Annotated in this window: 14 protein-coding genes; 2 read left to right on the forward strand and 12 right to left on the reverse strand. The window is 67.8% G+C overall.

What is annotated here, in order from left to right; all coding sequences use genetic code 11:
* Positions 1-17: 17 nt before the first annotated feature.
* Complete coding sequence (locus QZM72_RS14090) at positions 18-782, reverse strand: BPL-N domain-containing protein (RefSeq protein WP_089470097.1); 765 nt, start codon at positions 780-782, stop codon at positions 18-20.
* Positions 783-1187: 405 nt separating this feature from the next.
* On the opposite strand from QZM72_RS14090, the gene acnB reads away from it, so the two are divergent.
* Entirely contained in the window at positions 1188-3773 is a 2586-nt protein-coding gene (gene acnB / locus QZM72_RS14095) for a bifunctional aconitate hydratase 2/2-methylisocitrate dehydratase (protein ID WP_089470098.1), read from the forward strand.
* 115 nt (positions 3774-3888) lie between these two features.
* On the opposite strand, the gene QZM72_RS14100 is transcribed toward acnB, so the two are convergent.
* Together QZM72_RS14100 and QZM72_RS14105 are read right to left on the reverse strand one after the other, a co-directional pair.
* A complete protein-coding gene (locus QZM72_RS14100; protein ID WP_089470099.1) occupies positions 3889-4401 on the reverse strand; it encodes a DUF4274 domain-containing protein in 513 nt (170 codons plus the stop codon).
* Positions 4402-4473: 72 nt separating this feature from the next.
* Complete coding sequence (locus QZM72_RS14105) at positions 4474-4887, reverse strand: PPC domain-containing DNA-binding protein (RefSeq protein ID WP_089470100.1); 414 nt, start codon at positions 4885-4887, stop codon at positions 4474-4476.
* A gap of 218 nt (positions 4888-5105) precedes the next feature.
* On the opposite strand from QZM72_RS14105, the gene QZM72_RS14110 reads away from it, so the two are divergent.
* Positions 5106-6032, forward strand: coding sequence for an ADP-ribosylglycohydrolase family protein (locus QZM72_RS14110; protein WP_089470101.1), 927 nt, complete (start codon positions 5106-5108; stop codon positions 6030-6032).
* 117 nt (positions 6033-6149) lie between these two features.
* Here QZM72_RS14110 and QZM72_RS14115 read toward each other — a convergent pair whose 3' ends face one another.
* The 9 genes from QZM72_RS14115 to QZM72_RS14155 form a co-directional block, all read right to left on the reverse strand.
* Entirely contained in the window at positions 6150-6698 is a 549-nt protein-coding gene (locus QZM72_RS14115; protein WP_089470102.1) for a GNAT family N-acetyltransferase, read from the reverse strand.
* 168 nt (positions 6699-6866) lie between these two features.
* A complete protein-coding gene (locus tag QZM72_RS14120; RefSeq protein ID WP_089470103.1) occupies positions 6867-8267 on the reverse strand; it encodes an MFS transporter in 1401 nt (466 codons plus the stop codon).
* Between the two features lie 37 nt (positions 8268-8304).
* Positions 8305-9549 carry an NAD(P)/FAD-dependent oxidoreductase gene (locus tag QZM72_RS14125; protein ID WP_301738418.1) on the reverse strand — a complete coding sequence of 415 codons (1245 nt, stop codon included), beginning with the start codon at positions 9547-9549 and terminating at the stop codon, positions 8305-8307.
* On the reverse strand, positions 9546-10508 hold the full coding sequence (locus tag QZM72_RS14130) for a VOC family protein (RefSeq protein ID WP_301738419.1): 963 nt from the start codon (positions 10506-10508) through the stop codon (positions 9546-9548). The genes QZM72_RS14125 and QZM72_RS14130 overlap by 4 nt, the downstream gene beginning before the upstream one ends.
* An 18-nt stretch (positions 10509-10526) precedes the next feature.
* Complete coding sequence (locus QZM72_RS14135; RefSeq protein ID WP_301738420.1) at positions 10527-12017, reverse strand: aldehyde dehydrogenase; 1491 nt, start codon at positions 12015-12017, stop codon at positions 10527-10529.
* A 72-nt stretch (positions 12018-12089) separates the two neighbouring features.
* Positions 12090-12911 (reverse strand): aspartate dehydrogenase, encoded by an 822-nt coding sequence (locus QZM72_RS14140; protein ID WP_301738421.1) that lies wholly within the window; start codon positions 12909-12911, stop codon positions 12090-12092.
* Positions 12904-14571: a thiamine pyrophosphate-binding protein gene (locus QZM72_RS14145; RefSeq protein ID WP_301738422.1), complete on the reverse strand. Its 1668-nt coding sequence runs from the start codon at positions 14569-14571 to the stop codon at positions 12904-12906. The genes QZM72_RS14140 and QZM72_RS14145 overlap by 8 nt, the downstream gene beginning before the upstream one ends.
* A complete protein-coding gene (locus tag QZM72_RS14150) occupies positions 14564-15361 on the reverse strand; it encodes an SDR family oxidoreductase (protein WP_301738423.1) in 798 nt (265 codons plus the stop codon). The genes QZM72_RS14145 and QZM72_RS14150 overlap by 8 nt, the downstream gene beginning before the upstream one ends.
* Complete coding sequence (locus QZM72_RS14155; protein WP_301738424.1) at positions 15358-16215, reverse strand: IclR family transcriptional regulator; 858 nt, start codon at positions 16213-16215, stop codon at positions 15358-15360. The genes QZM72_RS14150 and QZM72_RS14155 overlap by 4 nt, the downstream gene beginning before the upstream one ends.
* Positions 16216-16227 lie beyond the last annotated feature (12 nt).

The raw sequence follows: 16227 nt of genomic DNA on the forward strand, positions 1-16227 counted from the left end.
CCGCCGCGGCCCCTCCGCTACGGCTTCATCGTCGCGTTGATCAGGTCGTAGGCCATGTCCGGCGCCACGCCGTCCGGATTCTCGAGGCCATTCTGGCGATACCAGCTTTCATCGGCCTCCGGATGCGGGCCGGCGAGGCCGACGCGCCCTTTGCCGTAGCGATACGTGGCGGCCGCGATGTCCTTGTTCGGGTAGATCGCCAGCACGGTCCAGCCGGAGCCGATCGGCGCGACCGGGAGCCTCGCGCCGTCCTGAAAGTAGATCCAGCGCTTTTTCCCGCGCCAGACGACCGGCGTCACCGTGTCGGCAATGCCGTGAAGCGTCGAGCCCGGCCGGTCGACCTCGCCGTCGATATCGCCGGCAACCAGCGCGAAACCCTGCGCGCCGGCCAGGTAGGCGCCCATGCACAGCCCGAGGTATCGGCCGCCGTTCGCGACGTATCGCCGCACGGCCCGCATTTCATTTCGGCCGATGCCGGCTGCCGCGCCGGGAATGTCCTGCCCGCCGCCGGGCTGCACGTAGAGCGCCGCACCGGCGAGCGCCGCGGGCGTGATCTTGAGTTTTTCCGCCGGCCCCACGTAGACCACCCGGAACCGCTGATCCGATTCCCGCAGGCGTCTGGCGATGGTTTCGGCGCACCCGTCGCACGCGGCAGGACCGCGATAGACCAGCGCGACCGGCCGGCTCGCCGCCTCCCGCGCTTCGTCGCCGGGCGTGGCCGCGTGAACGGCCGGCGACGCAACGAGCGCCGCCATCAGGAAAATCGCGTCTCTGGAGTGCATGTCGCGGATCGCCGGAGTCAAGGGAATCGCTACCGCCCGGGCCGAATCGACCGGCGCGCGACGACTTCCGCCTCACGTTCCGGCACCCGATTGCAAGCTGCGTGACGGCAAGCGTAGCGGCCCGAACGCGCCCGGTGTGTGCCGTTTCCTGCGGCCTTGTGCAGATATGTGCGCCACCGGCGACCTCAACCGACACCGCGCACCCGCCCGCCGCCCCCGCCCGACAAGGCCGCCCCGCCATGCAGCCGCGCCGCCCGTCTTTCGCCTCACCAAGTCTTATATAAGACATAAGACATTTGACGTTCCAGACCATTGAGATTAGAATCCCGCTCAAAGCAGTGCCTGGAATAGCCCCGGAGTGCCGGCAAGGCCTTCCCCTCAAACGCAATATCAGCAGGTCTCCCCATGCTTGAAAACTTTCGTGCTCACGTGGCCGCCCGCGCCGCGCTCGGTATTCCTCCCCTGCCGCTGACGGCTCAGCAGACCGCCGAACTGGTCGAATTGCTGACGAACCCGCCTGCCGGCGAAGAGCAGACGCTGCTCGAGCTGATCACCCATCGCGTGCCCGCCGGCGTCGACGAAGCCGCCCGCGTGAAGGCCGGCTTCCTGGCCGCCGTCGCGAAGGGCGAGACGGCCTGCCCGCTGATCTCACGCGAACGCGCGACCGAGCTGCTCGGCACGATGCTCGGCGGCTACAACATCCAGCCGCTGATCGAGCTGCTGTCCGACGAAGCCGTCGCCGCGGTCGCCGCCGACGCGCTGAAGAAAACCCTGCTGATGTTCGACCAGTTCCATGACGTGAAGGAACTCGCCGACCAGGGCAACGCGCATGCGAAGGCCGTGCTGCAGAGCTGGGCCGACGCCGAATGGTTCACGAGCCGTCCGGAAGTGCCGCAAAGCCTGACCATCACCGTGTTCAAGGTGACGGGCGAAACCAACACCGACGATCTGTCGCCGGCGCCGGACGCCACCACCCGCCCGGACATCCCGATGCACGCGCTGGCGATGCTGAAGAACGCGCGCCCGGGCATCACGCCGGAAGAAGACGGCAAGCGCGGCCCGGTCAAGTTCATCGAATCGCTGAAGGAAAAGGGGCACCTGGTCGCCTACGTCGGCGACGTGGTCGGCACCGGCTCCTCGCGCAAGTCGGCCACCAACTCGGTGCTGTGGTTCACCGGCGAAGACATCCCGTTCGTCCCGAACAAGCGTTTCGGCGGCGTGTGCCTCGGCGGCAAGATCGCCCCGATCTTCTACAACACGATGGAAGACGCCGGCGCGCTGCCGATCGAGCTCGACGTGTCGCAGATGAACATGGGCGACGTGGTCGAACTGCGCCCGTACGAAGGCAAGGCGCTGAAGGACGGCAAGGTCATCGCCGAATTCCAGGTCAAGTCCGACGTGCTGTTCGACGAAGTGCGCGCCGGCGGCCGCATTCCGCTGATCATCGGCCGCGGCCTGACCGCGAAGGCGCGTGAAGCGCTCGGCCTCGCGCCGTCGACGCTGTTCCGCCTGCCGCACCAGCCGGCCGACAGCGGCAAGGGCTTCTCGCTCGCGCAGAAGATGGTCGGCCGCGCGTGCGGCCTGCCGGAAGGCCAGGGCGTGCGCCCGGGCACGTACTGCGAACCGAAGATGACCTCGGTCGGCTCGCAGGACACCACGGGCCCGATGACCCGCGACGAACTGAAGGATCTGGCCTGCCTCGGCTTCTCGGCCGACCTCGTGATGCAGTCGTTCTGCCACACCGCCGCCTATCCGAAACCGGTCGACGTGAAGACGCACCAGACGCTGCCGAACTTCATCAGCACGCGCGGCGGCATCGCGCTGCGCCCGGGCGACGGCGTGATCCACTCGTGGCTGAACCGCATGCTGCTGCCCGACACCGTCGGCACCGGCGGCGATTCGCACACGCGCTTCCCGATCGGCATCAGCTTCCCGGCGGGTTCGGGCCTGGTCGCGTTCGCGGCCGCCACCGGCACGATGCCGCTGGACATGCCGGAATCGGTGCTGGTCCGCTTCAAGGGCAAGATGCAGCCGGGCGTCACGCTGCGTGACCTCGTCAACGCGATTCCGCTGTACGCGATCAAGCAAGGCATGCTGACGGTCGCCAAGCAAGGCAAGAAGAACATCTTCTCGGGCCGCATCCTCGAAATCGAAGGCCTGCCCGACCTGAAGGTCGAGCAAGCGTTCGAGCTGTCCGATGCGTCCGCCGAGCGCTCGGCGGCCGGTTGCACGGTGCACCTGAACAAGGAACCGATCATCGAATACCTGAACAGCAACGTCACGCTGCTCAAGTGGATGATCGCGCAGGGCTACCAGGATCCGCGCAGCCTGCAGCGCCGTATCGCGGCGATGGAACAGTGGCTGGCCGACCCGCAACTGCTGTCGCCGGATGCCGACGCCGAATACGCGGCCGTCATCGAGATCGACCTCGCCGACATCCACGAGCCGATCGTCGCCTGCCCGAACGACCCGGACGACGTGAAGACGCTGTCCGACGTCGCGGGTGCCAAGATCGACGAAGTGTTCATCGGCTCGTGCATGACCAACATCGGCCACTTCCGTGCGGCGTCGAAGCTGCTCGAAGGCAAGCGCGACATCCCGGTCAAGCTGTGGGTCGCGCCGCCGACCAAGATGGACCAGAAGCAGTTGACGGAAGAAGGTCACTACGGCGTGTTCGGCACGGCCGGCGCGCGCACCGAAATGCCGGGCTGCTCGCTGTGCATGGGTAACCAGGCCCAGGTGCGCGAAGGCGCGACGGTCATGTCGACGTCGACCCGCAACTTCCCGAACCGCCTCGGCAAGAACACGAACGTGTACCTCGGTTCCGCTGAACTGGCCGCGATCTGCTCGCGTCTGGGCAAGATCCCGACCAAGGAAGAGTACATGGCCGACATGGGCGTGCTCACCGCCAACGGCGACAAGATCTACCAGTACATGAACTTCGACCAGATCGAGGACTTCAAGGAAGTGGCCGACACCGTGCAGCTGTAAGCACGCAGTCGGGCGGCGGCGGGTGGTCGACGTCGCAGCGCACTGAAAGGCGTCGCGGGCTGAAAGGCCGCGGCGCCTTTTTTTTGTGCGTCAGCGACCGGACGCGCCCGCGGGGTCAGTCGTACAGCGCGTGCAGCCGCTCGACCACGTCGAACGGCAAGCCTTCGTCATACCCGTCGGCTTCGTCGAGATCGACGTACTCGCGCCCGTCGGTCGGCTGCAGCATCAGTGCCGGCACGGGCCGCGCGACCGGTACGTCCGGATAATCGTTCGGCCCCGCGCCATCGAAGTCGTGCGGATCGAACCAGATGCCGTGATTGGCGTAATAGCCGTCTGCGTAACGTTGCTCGATGTCGCGCAGCAGCCGAAACGTATCGAGTTGATACGACGCGTCGCCCAGATCGCTTTCGCTCGCATACTGCACAAACCACGCGGCGCCGAGATTCCAGTAGATCAGCAATGCGGTCGCGCGATCGACGTTGCGGTTGTCCAGCAGCCAGCGCAACGCGCGGCCGTTGCCGTCGTAATTGGAGCGTGCGGCGAACCGGTGCCACTGCTCGGGCGTCGCGCCTTCGAGCCAGGCCCGGACGATGTCCCACGCTTGCTGTTCGATTTCGGTATCGTCCATGGATTGCGCTTGGCGGAATGAGCGGTAACGGGAAAGTCTTCGATGACCGGCGATTCTAGCGCCGCTGCCCCTTTATGCCGGGTCGCCACCCGACACGCGACGGATCACCAGTTCGTTGAAGCCAGTGCCCGCATCCGGCTCGCGCGAGAAGCGATGCGCGGGCAGCAGCGCGAGCAGGATCTCGGCCGTCGTGCGCACCACGCAGCCGCTCGCGACGTGGCCGCCCGTCACGCGGCCGGCTGCATCGGAGATCGACATATGAAGGTGTGCGCCGTCCGGCGATACGGAGCCGGCCAGCGTCAGGATTTCGAGGTCTCCGCGCAGCTCGGTCGGCCGATCGACGCCGGCGAAGCGCAACTGCGCGACGCTCAGGCTGCCGATGCCCTGGATCACGAAGGCCGCAGGCGCTTCAAGCTGGTGTAGCGCTGCCTCGATGGCGCCGCGCAGATCGTCGCCGGGAGAAAGGCGCAAAGGATGGGCATGCATGGTCGATTCCTGCGGACGGACTGTCGATTCGACCAAGGGTACGTTCGGGGGCGGCATCCGGCAAGTCGCCGACCCTGACGAACACCGCCCCGCCTCTTCTCGGCGCACTCGCATGATTTCTCTCCGGCCGCAACGCCATCGGCTAGGCATGCGGACGCGATTGGTCTAGTCTGCACGGTATTTCGCGACGCAAGCCCTCCCGACCCGAACCCTCTCCGATGACAGTCATTCCGAACCGACGATCCCGCCTGCGCGGCGGCCTGCTTGGCCTGCTGATCGGCGACGCGCTCGGCGTGCCGTACGAATTCCACGACGCCGCTTCGATCCCGCCGCCTGCCGCGATCGACATGATTGCGCCGCCGGGCTTCGCACGCGCGCACGACGGCGTGCCGCCCGGCACCTGGAGCGACGACGGTGCGCAGGCGCTCGCGCTGCTCGACGCACTGCTGCACGAGCACGACCTGAATCTCGATACGTTCGCCGGCAACCTGCTGGACTGGTTTCAGCGCGGTGCATTCACGCCGGACGGCCGCGTGTTCGACGTCGGCCTGCAGACGCAACGCGCGTTCCATGCGCTGGCGGCCGGCGCCGCGCCCGCAGTGGCCGGGCCCCGCGACGAGCGCGACAACGGCAACGGTTCGCTGATGCGCTGCTTCCCCGTCGTGATGGTCGCCGCGTCGCGCGACGACGCGATCCGGCTCGCACACAAGCAGAGCGTCGTCACGCATGGCCACGTACGTTCGCAGCTTTGCTGCGCGCTCTATTGCCTGACGGCGCTGGGGATCGTCGATGGCCGGCCCGCGCCCGATGCGGTGCGCGCAGCCGAGGACGAACTGCTCGCGCGCCACGAAGGCACGGCCGACGAAATCGAACTGAAGACCGTGCTCGACGGCCGCTTCGACGCGCCGCAAGGATCCGGCTATGTGGTCGACAGCTTCTGGTCGGCGATCCATTGTCTGCTGTCGACGGGCAGCTACGAGGACTGCGTGAAGCGCGCGATCGCGCTCGGCAACGACACGGATACGACGGCGGCCATCGCGGGCGGCCTCGCCGGCGCGCTGTACGGCGAACAGGCGTTGCCCGAGCGATGGATTGCAGCGCTGCGCGGGAAAGACAAGGTCGAGGGCTGGCTCGCGAAGCTGTGAATGCAACCACCGGCCGGCCGTTGAATCGAAGCGGGCTGGCCGAATCCGGTTGCGCCGCGCGATTGCGTCAGCGCGTGCGCGCTCGTCCCGGTCGGAAAACAGACCACCGCGGCAGCATCAGCCGCGATCGCTTGCCAGCAACCCGTACAGCGCGCTGTCCGACACTTCGTCGCCGACGATCCAGCGTTCGCGCAGCAGCCCTTCCCGCACGAAACCCAGCCGTTCGAGCAGCCGCGCCGACGCGACGTTGCGCGGATCGATATCGGCCTCGAGCCGGTTCAGCCGCAACGTGCCGAATGCATGCTCGAGCACGGCCGACGCCGCTTCGCGCATATACCCGCCGCGCCAGAACGCGCGCCGCAGGCTGAAGCCGATCTCGGCGCGCCGGCATTGCGCATTCGCATGGAACAGCACGCACTCGCCGAGCGCCTCGCCGGTTTCCCGCAGTTCGAGCACGCAGGTCAGGCTCTCCCCGCTCGCGGACGTCTGCACGTTGCGCGCGACGCGCGCCTCGGCCTGCTCGATTTCCGTCATCGGCGAGAACGAGAAATAGCGCATCGCTTCCGCATCGGACCAGATCTCGAAGAAGGCCGGTGCGTCGGCGTCGCGAAGCGGCCGCAGCACGAGGCGGGAGGTATTCAGCGTGACGGGTTCGAACAGGGGCATGGCGGCGGTCTGAAAAAATGGGGACCGTGAATTAGAGCACGTAAGCCGTGCGGCAGCCATGGCGCCCGTTCGCAACGCTCGACATGAAACGACCGAACCACCGCGAAATAAAAAGCCCGGGGCGCATCGCCCCGGGCCCGAGCACCTCATCCGTTACCGGCGGCGCGCTTACGCCTCGAGCGCCTCCAGCACCTTCCCTTTCGTCTCGATCCCGACGAAATGCACGGTCAGCGCGGCGATCAGCGGCACCACGCCGATCAGATAGAACGCCGGCGCGAGGTTCCCGCCGATGATCGCATGCGGCACGACCATGGGCGCGACGAACGACGCGATCTTCAGCCACGCGCTGCCGAGCCCGCAGCCCGCCGCGCGGATGCTCGTCGGATACTGCTCCGGCGTGTAGACGTACGCGGTAATGAACCCCGACGCCATCAACCCGAGCGACAGCGAACAGAAGACCGCGACCACGTACACCGACGACGCGTGATAAATACCCGCGAGCGCCAGCGACAGCGCGCACAGCACGAACGACCACACGATCACCGGCTTGCGGCCGAGCTTGTCGACCAGCAGCGCGGAGGCCAGCGACCCGAGCACGCCCATTACCGAGCCGATCACGGCGAGGTTCAGCGCGAGTTGCAGCGGCGCGTGATAGAAGTTCTTGTAGATCGTCGGCAGCCACGTCGACAACCCGTACTGGATGAACCCGCAGGTTGCCCACAGCGTCGCCACCGCGAGCGTGCGCTTGCGATACGCGGCGCGGAACAGATCGCTCATCCGGCGCCTCGGATGCTGGCGCACCATCTCGTCGAACGCAGCCGCGTGCGTGACCGGCGGCAGCTCGCCGCGTACCGACCCTTCGAACACGCCGACCGCGCGCCCGGCTTCCGCGAGGCGCCCGCGCGACGCGAGCCAGCGCGGCGATTCGGGCACGAGGCGCGTGAGCACGAGCGACAGGATCAGCGGCAGCCCGCCGACGAAGTACATGATCTCCCAGCCGAAGCGCGGCACGAGCCACGCGCCGAGCGCCATCGACACCAGCAGGCCGATCGGAAACACGATCTCGTACAACAGCACGAAACGGCCTCGGCCATGCGCGCGCGTGATCTCGTTGATGTACGTCGCGGCGACCGGCAACTCGCCGCCGAGCCCGATTCCCTGCAGAATCCGCAGCAACACGAAGATCTCGAACGTCGGCGCGAAGCCGCATGCGATGCTCGTGATGCCGATCACGGCCGAGCTCCACGCGATCGCTTTCACGCGGCCATGCTTTTCCGCGAGCGCGGGAAACAGGAACGCGCCGATCAGTTGGCCGATCGCGCCGGACGCGATCAGCATGCCGATCTGCGTCGGCGACAACCCCCACTTGTGAATCAGCAGCGGCAGCGTCGCCGCGATCGTGATCACGTCGAAGCCGTCGAAGAACGTCGCGGTGCCGATCAGCACGCGCGCGCGGATCTGCATCGCATTGGCCGGAAGCCGCTCGAGCCGCGCGATGATCGCGCCGGGCGTGGAGGCGGCAGCTTCCATCGTGGCCCTGCCGGCCACGACGTTGTCGAAAGTGCTCATGCGGGGTGTCTCCTGGGTCTCTTTCCGGGCGGGCCGGTCAGGCAAGCGCTTGGGTCGTGTCCGCCAGGGCCGCCGTATCCACTGCCCGGCCCTGGTTCATCCACTTGCGCGCGAGCTTCAGCTCACGCGCGTTGTTCACGGCGATGACACCTCTCACATGCCCGTCGCCCACAAAAAACAGCGTCGCACGACGCGCGGCAAGATCGCCGCGCACGACGAGCTGCGCATCGGCCGGCAGATCGCCGAGGATCTGCAGGTTCACGTCGTACTGATCGGACCAGAACCACGGAATCTCCGCGTACGGTGCACGCACGCCGAGCACGGCCTTCGCCGCCGCGATCGCCTGGTTCTGCGCGTTGGCCCACGATTCGAGCCGCACGCGGCGTTTCAGCCAGCCGTTGTGATGGTTCGCGACGTCGCCGCACGCGAAGATCGACGGGTCGCTCGTCGCACCGTATTCGTCGACGACGATGCCGTCGTCGACCGCGAGCCCCGCATCGCTCGCGAGCGACGCGTTCAGCGCGAGGCCGATGCCGGCCACCGCGAAATCGGCGTCGATCGTCGTGCCGTCGGCGAGCGTCGCGCGCACCTTCGATGCGTCGCCGGGCTGCGCATCGAGCGATTCAAGTGCCGCGCCGAGTCGCACGTCGACACCGTTCGAACGATGCAGGTCGAGCAGGAAGTCGGACACGACCCGCGGCACCGAGCGGCCGCACAGGCGCGGCGCGCCTTCGACGACCACCGCGTCGACGCCGAGCTTGCGCGCGGTCGCCGCGACTTCGAGGCCGATCCAGCCGCCGCCGATCACGAGCACGCGCCGGCTCGCGCGCAGCTTCTCGCCGAGCGCGGCCGCTTCGTCGAGCGTGCGCAGGTAGTGCAGGTTCGGCGTGTGGACGAGCGCATCGGGCAAGCGGCGCGACGTGCCGCCGGTTGCGATCACGAGCCGGTCGTATTCGATCGCGCGACCGCGCTCGGTTTTCACCAAGCGACGTGCGCGATCGATCGACGCCGCGCGTTCCGGCTGCCACGCTTCGACGTTCAGCGCGTCGAATTCGTCGGGGCGCACGACGCGCACGGTCTCGATGTCGGCGTCGCCGGCCAGCACGGCCTTCGACAGCGGCGGGCGCTCGTACGGCAGGTGCGGTTCGTCGGCGATCATCACCAGACGGCCCGTGTAGCCTTGCGCGCGCAGCGTCTTCAGCACCCAGCCGGCGGCCTGGCCGCCGCCGATCACGACGACCGTGCCCGGCGCGGGCTGCGCGGGCGTATTCGTTTCGGTCATGATTTGCGCTCCGTCATGAACTTGCCTTCCGGCGCCTTCGCGTTCTTCTGCCGGCGCGTGTTGCCGTCGAGGCCGCCGTCGACGGCCCATTCGGCGAACACGGTCGGGCCCGGCTCGAATTCGCGCGGCTGCCATTCGGGCGTCAGCACGTCTTCGTCCGCGTAGTATTCGATCAGCGCGCCGGCCGGGTTCCGGAAGTACCAGAAGTACGCGGACGACACCGGATGACGCCCCGGGCCGAGTTGCGTTTCCCAGCCGCAGCGGTCGATGTGCATGCCGCCGCCGAACACTTCGTGGATATCGCGCACGGTGAACGCGACGTGGTTCAGGCCGCGTTTTCCGTTCGGCAGCGCCAGCAGGAACAGGTCGTGATGGCCGCCGTGCGGCGCGCAGCGCATGAACGCGCCGCGGCCCGGATAACGGTCCGACGTCTCGAAGCCGAGCAGTTCGTGATAGAAGGCTTCCTGCGCGTCGAGGCAGTTCGTGAAGAACACGACGTGCCCGACTTCGACCGGCTCCGCACGCGCATAGATCGGGCTCGGCTGGTCGACGCGCAGCGTCTGGCCCCACACGTTCGACGGCGAGCCCGTGATGTCGAGCGCGCGCTTGCGCGTGACTTCGATGCGGATCGCCATCCCGTTGGGGTCGATGCAGCCGACCGCATCGTCCTGCGCGTAGTAGCCGGGCTGGCCGGCCAGCTTCGTGCGCAGTGCGTCGAGTTCGCGCTGCGTCGCGACGCCCCACGTGACTTCCCGCAGCGTCGGGCCCGCTTCGAACGCGGGCGGCAGCGACGGATCGTCGGCTTTCACGACGAGCACGGTGCAGCCGTTCATCGTTTCGAAACGCGCACGCGTGTCGTCGTGCGCGACTTCCTTCAAGCCCCAGTCGGCGAAAAAGCGCCGGCAGTTTGCGAGGTCGTCGACACCGTACGTGATCTGCTCGATTCCCAAGATGCTCATTGCGTCATTCCCCTTCGCTCAGTTCGCCCACGGCAGCGGCGCGTCGTTCAAGCCCCAGTAGAGACTCTTCTGCTGCATGTATTCGCGGATGCCCAGACGCCCCTTCTCGCGGCCCATCCCGCTCTCCTTCCAGCCCGAGAACGGCGTGGAGATCGAGAACAGCTTGTACGTGTTGATCCAGACGGTGCCCGTCTCCAGTGCCCGTGCGATGCGCCATGCACGCTTGTAGTCGCGCGTCCAGATGCCGGCCGCGAGGCCGAACACGCTGTCGTTCGCCTGCGCGATCAGCGATGCTTCGTCATCGAACGGCATCGCGACCAGCACCGGCCCGAAGATTTCCTCCTGGCAGATGCGTGCGCTGTTCTGCAAGCCTTCGAGAATCGTCGGCTGATAGAAGAAGCCGTTCTCGCGCCCGTCGCCCGACGGCCGCTCGCCGCCGCACAGCAGGCGGCCGCCTTCTTCCAGCCCGAGTGCGACGTAGCGTTCGACCGATTCGCGATGCTTGGCGGTGATCAGTGGACCCATCTGCGTGTCGGGTCGCATTGGGTCGCCCACGCGCAGCTTGCGTGCGCCGGCCACCAGCCGCTGCATGAAGGCGTCGTACACCGCGCGCTGCACGAACAGCCGCGAACCGGCGATGCATGCTTCGCCCGACGAGCTGAAGATCCCGTACAGCACACCGTTGACCGCGTGATCGAGGTCGGCGTCGTCGAACACGATCGTCGGCGACTTGCCGCCGAGTTCGAGCGACACGGGCATCAGCTTCTCGGCGGCGATGCGCGCGATGCCGCGGCCCACTTCGGTGCCGCCGGTGAACGACACCTTCTTCACCAGCGGATGACGCACCAGCACGTCGCCGATCACCGAGCCCTTGCCCGGCAGCACGCTCAGCACGCCCTTCGGCACGCCGGCTTCCTCGCAAAGGCGCGCCAGCGCGAGCGACACGAGCGGCGTGACTTCGGCCGGCTTGAGCACCACCGCGTTGCCGCCGGCCAGCGCCGGCGCGAGTTTCTGTGCATCGGACGCGATCGGCGAATTCCACGGCGTGATCGCCGCGATCACGCCGATCGGCTCGTACACGCTCATCGTCAGGTAGTCGCCGCGCGACGGCGTCAGTTCTTCGTCGAGCGTTTCCAGGCAGGCCGCGAAATAGCGAAACGTGTTCGCCGCGCTGGCCACCAGCACGCGCGTCTCGGCGATCGGCTTGCCGTTGTCGCGGCGCTGCAGGTTCGCGAGCGCCTCGTGGCGCTGCATGATCAGGTCGGCGATCCGGTACAGCACCTGCGCGCGCTGATGCGGCTTGAGCCCGGCCCAGTCGGCGCGACGCCATGCGGCGTCGGCGGCCACCACGGCGTCGGCCGCGTCTTCCGCGTTCGCCGTCGACACTTCCATGTTCAGCGACTGGTCGGCCGGATAGTGGCTCGCGTAAGGCGCGCCACGACCGCGCCGCCACTCGCCGCCGATCAGGATGTTGCCGTCGGGCACGAGGCTCGTATCGAAAGGAGTCATGTCACAAGTCCCACAAATCTGTCTCTGCACGTCCGCCCTCGCCGTGGCGTGGGCGGACGCTCGATGGTCCGGTCAGATCACGCAGCAGGCCGCGCGGTTGCGCAACGCACGGATCGCGCTGTACGCCGTCAGCGCGGATGTCTTCGGGTTGTCGGGCAGCGGCTTGCCGCTCATTTCCAGCGACATCTCGCCGAATGCGCCGCGCGCGGTGATGCGGTGCACGTTGCGCTCGACGGCCGGATCGGCGATCAGGCGCACGTGCGTCGCATCGAGGCCGAGGCCCGCGAGCGCGACCGTCGCCGCGACGTTCGCGTTCTTCGGATACAGCCGCGCGGCGTCGCGCGCGGTGCCTTCGAAGATCACCTTTTCCGCGGTCATCGCGCGCAGATCGCACAGTTCCTCGGCTGGCGTGCCGAGCCAGCCGAGCGGCGGCTTGCGGCCCACGTACAGCACCTCGTCGAGCCCGCCCTGCTGCGCGGACGCCAGCGCATCGATGCCGCCGATCGCGCCGGACAGCAGCGTCACGGTGGCGCAGCCTTCGTCGGCGGCCTGCGACAGCACGTCGAGCAGCGCGAGATCGGACAGCGCGCCGATCGACGCGACCGCGCAATCGGTGCCGGCCTTCAACAGCGGCACGACGTGATCGACGAGCGCGCCGTGGCCCGCGCATTCGAGCGCGAACTCGGGGCGGCGAGCCAGCGCGTCGACCGACGACACGACCTCCACCGCACTGCCGAGCTCGCGCTGCACCGCGTCGCGCTGATGCGCCGGCACGATCACGTGCGCGACGTGCAGCGACGCATCGTGCTCGACCGCGCGGTACACGGCCGCGCCGATCGCGCCGAAGCCGATCATCGCGACGTCGACGGGTGCCCGCTTGTGCCGGTTATGCATACTGGCGCTCCGTCGGCGCTTCCTTCTTCACCGGCGGGCCCGCGAAGGCGGACGCGAACGAGCCGACCGACAGCATGTCGACCTCGACCATCACCGGCCCTTCCTTCGCGATCCCTTCGCGCACGATCGCTTCGGCCTGGTCGAGCGACGTGATCCGGTAGTGCGTGAGGCCGAAGCTCGCGCAGAACTGCGCGAAATCGGGCTGGTGCAGTTGCACGAAGCAGCGGCGGCCGCCGTAGTGCGCATCCTGGATGTTGCGGATCACGCCGTAGCACTGGTCGTTCATCAGCACGATCATCACGTTCGCGTTTTCCTGCACGGCCGTGACGAGTTCGCCGACGTTGACCATCAGGCCGCCGTCTCCGACGAGGCAGACCGTCTTCGCCGCCGAACCGGCCAGCGCCGCGCCGATGCCCATCTGGATGCCCTGGCCGATGCCGCCGCCGAGCGCATGCACGCCCGCGCGCGGCTCGAAGAGCTTCAGCAGGCGGTTGCCCCACGTGCTGTTCGAGATCGTCACGTCGCGCACCCAGTTGTAATCGCGGCCGACGGCGCCCTGCAGCGTGTCGACGAGCTTCCTGTACGGCCCGAGGCCCTTCGCCACGTCGGCCACCGCGTCCTCGCGGGCCGCCGCGAGATCGGCCGCGAATTGCGGATCGACCGACAGGCGGCCTTCGAGGCGGTCGGCCAGCTCGGCCAGCACGCGCTTCGAATCGCCATGCACGAACAGCGCGTTGCGATAGCCGCGGTTGTCGGCGAGCGCATCGGCATCGACGCGGAACAGCGGCTGCGGCAGCGCGAGCTTGTATTTCAGCGTCTCGTTGCCGCGCAGGCGCGAGCCGACCACGACGAGCGCGTCGCAGGTCTTGTAGAACGCTTCGACCGACGCATGCACGTTGAACGCGCCGAGCGTCGCCGGGTGATCTTCCGGCAGCACGCCGCGGCCCTGCACGCTCGTCACGACGCCGAAGCCGAGCTTCACGAGGCGTTCGACTTCGTCGCGTGCATGGCGCGCGCCGCCGCCGAGCCACAGCAGCGGGCGGCGCGTGGCCGCGAGCGCGTCGGCGAGCTTCGCGACGCGGGCGCTGTCGTGCTCGCGTACCGCGACGTGGGCGGGCGCGAGGTCTTCCGGCCATTCGATTTCGGCCGCCTGGATGTCGATCGGAATCTCGACGGAGACGGGGCCCGTCGGCGCGGTCTGCGCGATACGCACGGCTTCGCGGATCGTCGGCAGCACGGTTTCGACCGTGCGCACGCGGAACGCGGCCTTCGAGATCGAGTCGAGCATCGACAACTGGTCGGGCGCTTCGTGGATGTACGCGAGATCCTGGTCGAGGTACGGCGTCTCGATCTGCCCGGTGATGTGCAGTAGCGCGGTGCCGGCCGTCAGCGCCTCGACCATCGCGCCGGCTGCATTGCCCGCCGCCGTGCCCGTGCTCGTGAACGCGACGCCGAGGCCGCCCGACACGCGGGCCAGCCCGTCGGCCATGTTCAATGCACCGGCTTCGCCGCGTGCACCGACATACCGGATGTTGCCGCGCGAGTTGATGGCGTCGAGGATCGGCATGTTGTGGATCGAGATGACACCGAATGCGGTCTTCACGCCGCACTGCTCGAGAAAGGCGGCAATCAGCTCGCCGACCGTGGTTTTTTCAGACATGGCGTGCAAAGCCTCCAGAAACGTCGATATGGCTGCCCGTCGTGTAGGACGACAGATGCGTTGCGAGATAAAAAAGCGCCCAGGCCGCCTCGTCGGGCTTGCCGAAGCGATTCAGCGGAATGTTCTTCTTGCGGGCGAGCGCGCCCGCCCACGCCTCCCAGCTTTCACCGGGCTGCGCCTGCGTGTCGTAGCGGCGGCGCCATTGCCCCGACTCGACGATGCCGATCAGGATCGAGTTCACGCGGATGCGCTGCGGCGCCAGTTCGGTCGCGAGCGACTTCACGAGGCTCAGCACGCCGGCCCGCGCCGACGACGTCGCGACCATGTGCGGCTCGGGCTGCAGCGCGAGCAGCGAGTTCACGCAGGTGATCGTCGGCGCGGGCGCATCGCGCAGCAGCGGCACGAATGCGCGCGTCGAGCGGATGATGCTGAAGTACTTCAATTCGAGTTCCTCGCGCCATGCGTCGTCGGTCGTGTCGGCGAAGGTCGACACGCGGCCCTGGCCGGCGTTGTTGATCAGCATGTCGGCGCGGCCGAAACGCGCGGACACCGCTTGCGCGAATGCGGTCACGTCCGCTTCGTCGAGCACGTCGCAGCATGCGGTCAACAGGTGTGCGCCTGCGTGCTTGTCGCGAAGCATCGCTTCGGCGCGTGCGAGGCGGTCGCTGTCGCGGCCGCAGATCGCGACCGATGCGCCGGCCTGCAGGAACCGTTCGGCCGTCGCGAGGCCGATGCCGGACGAACCGCCCGTCACCACCGCCACTTGCCCGGTCAGATCGATCTGGATCATCGGAGTCCTAAAGCCTTCAAAAACGTGTGCTCGTCATCCGAGCGGTAATTGAGCCGTCGCGACAATTCCGCCGCCGCGCGCCGCACCTTGTCGATCAGCCCGTCCGCGATCAGCGCCGCGTCGATCTCCGGACGCGGCACCGTCACCGTAATGCACGCGACGATCTTCCGCGTCTCGTTGCGCACCGGCGCCGTGACGACCGAGATGCCGCGCTCGAACGACGAATTGCTGACACCGTAGCCGCGCTGCGCATCCTCGCGGATCACTTCGTACAGCGCGTCGACCGTCTCCGGCGTCGCGCTCGTCATCCGGTTCAGCGCGCCTTCCGGATACAGCGCGTGCAGCGCTTTCAGCGACAGGTCGCCCATCAGTACGTGGCCGTGCGTCGTCGCATGCGCGGGCAGCCGCGTGCCGACGTTCACGCGGATCGAGCTGAACACCGGCGACTGGCTCTGCGCCTTCGCGACGAACACCACGTCGCGGCCGTCGCGGATCACGATATGCGTCGTGAAGCCGGTCGCATCGCGCAGGCTCTCGATCACCGGCAGCCCGAGGTCGGTCAATTCCAGCGAGCTCAGGTATTCGAAGCCGAGCCGCAGCACGGCGATGCCGAGCTTGTAGTTGCGATCCTTGTCCGCGCGTTCGAGAAAGCCGAGCGATTCGAGCGTCTGCAGCAGACGGAACACCGTCGTGCGCGGAATGCCGAGCCGTTTCGACAGTTCGGGCGCGCCGAGCACGGGCTCGCGCGGCGAGAATTCGGCGAGGATGCGCAGCCCGCGTTCGAGGCCCGGCACCACGTAGCCGGCTTCGGCCTTCGCGTTGTCCGCGTCCTGTCGTTGTAACGGTTCGCTCATGATGCCTCCGGC

Origin of the sequence: Burkholderia sp. AU45388, assembly GCF_030481585.1 — a bacterium.
In the GTDB taxonomy this organism is placed as follows: Bacteria; Pseudomonadota; Gammaproteobacteria; order Burkholderiales; family Burkholderiaceae; genus Burkholderia; species Burkholderia sola.

Bases quoted from the DNA above. Each gene is read 5' to 3' on its own strand.
- QZM72_RS14090 (WP_089470097.1), bottom strand. From the start codon at position 782: ATGCACTCCAGAGACGCGATTTTCCTGATGGCGGCGCTCGTTGCGTCG.
- acnB (WP_089470098.1), top strand. From the start codon at position 1,188: ATGCTTGAAAACTTTCGTGCTCACGTGGCCGCCCGCGCCGCGCTCGGT.
- QZM72_RS14100 (WP_089470099.1), bottom strand. From the start codon at position 4,401: ATGGACGATACCGAAATCGAACAGCAAGCGTGGGACATCGTCCGGGCC.
- QZM72_RS14105 (WP_089470100.1), bottom strand. From the start codon at position 4,887: ATGCATGCCCATCCTTTGCGCCTTTCTCCCGGCGACGATCTGCGCGGC.
- QZM72_RS14110 (WP_089470101.1), top strand. From the start codon at position 5,106: ATGACAGTCATTCCGAACCGACGATCCCGCCTGCGCGGCGGCCTGCTT.
- QZM72_RS14115 (WP_089470102.1), bottom strand. From the start codon at position 6,698: ATGCCCCTGTTCGAACCCGTCACGCTGAATACCTCCCGCCTCGTGCTG.
- QZM72_RS14120 (WP_089470103.1), bottom strand. From the start codon at position 8,267: ATGAGCACTTTCGACAACGTCGTGGCCGGCAGGGCCACGATGGAAGCT.
- QZM72_RS14125 (WP_301738418.1), bottom strand. From the start codon at position 9,549: ATGACCGAAACGAATACGCCCGCGCAGCCCGCGCCGGGCACGGTCGTC.
- QZM72_RS14130 (WP_301738419.1), bottom strand. From the start codon at position 10,508: ATGAGCATCTTGGGAATCGAGCAGATCACGTACGGTGTCGACGACCTC.
- QZM72_RS14135 (WP_301738420.1), bottom strand. From the start codon at position 12,017: ATGACTCCTTTCGATACGAGCCTCGTGCCCGACGGCAACATCCTGATC.
- QZM72_RS14140 (WP_301738421.1), bottom strand. From the start codon at position 12,911: ATGCATAACCGGCACAAGCGGGCACCCGTCGACGTCGCGATGATCGGC.
- QZM72_RS14145 (WP_301738422.1), bottom strand. From the start codon at position 14,571: ATGTCTGAAAAAACCACGGTCGGCGAGCTGATTGCCGCCTTTCTCGAG.
- QZM72_RS14150 (WP_301738423.1), bottom strand. From the start codon at position 15,361: ATGATCCAGATCGATCTGACCGGGCAAGTGGCGGTGGTGACGGGCGGT.
- QZM72_RS14155 (WP_301738424.1), bottom strand. From the start codon at position 16,215: ATGAGCGAACCGTTACAACGACAGGACGCGGACAACGCGAAGGCCGAA.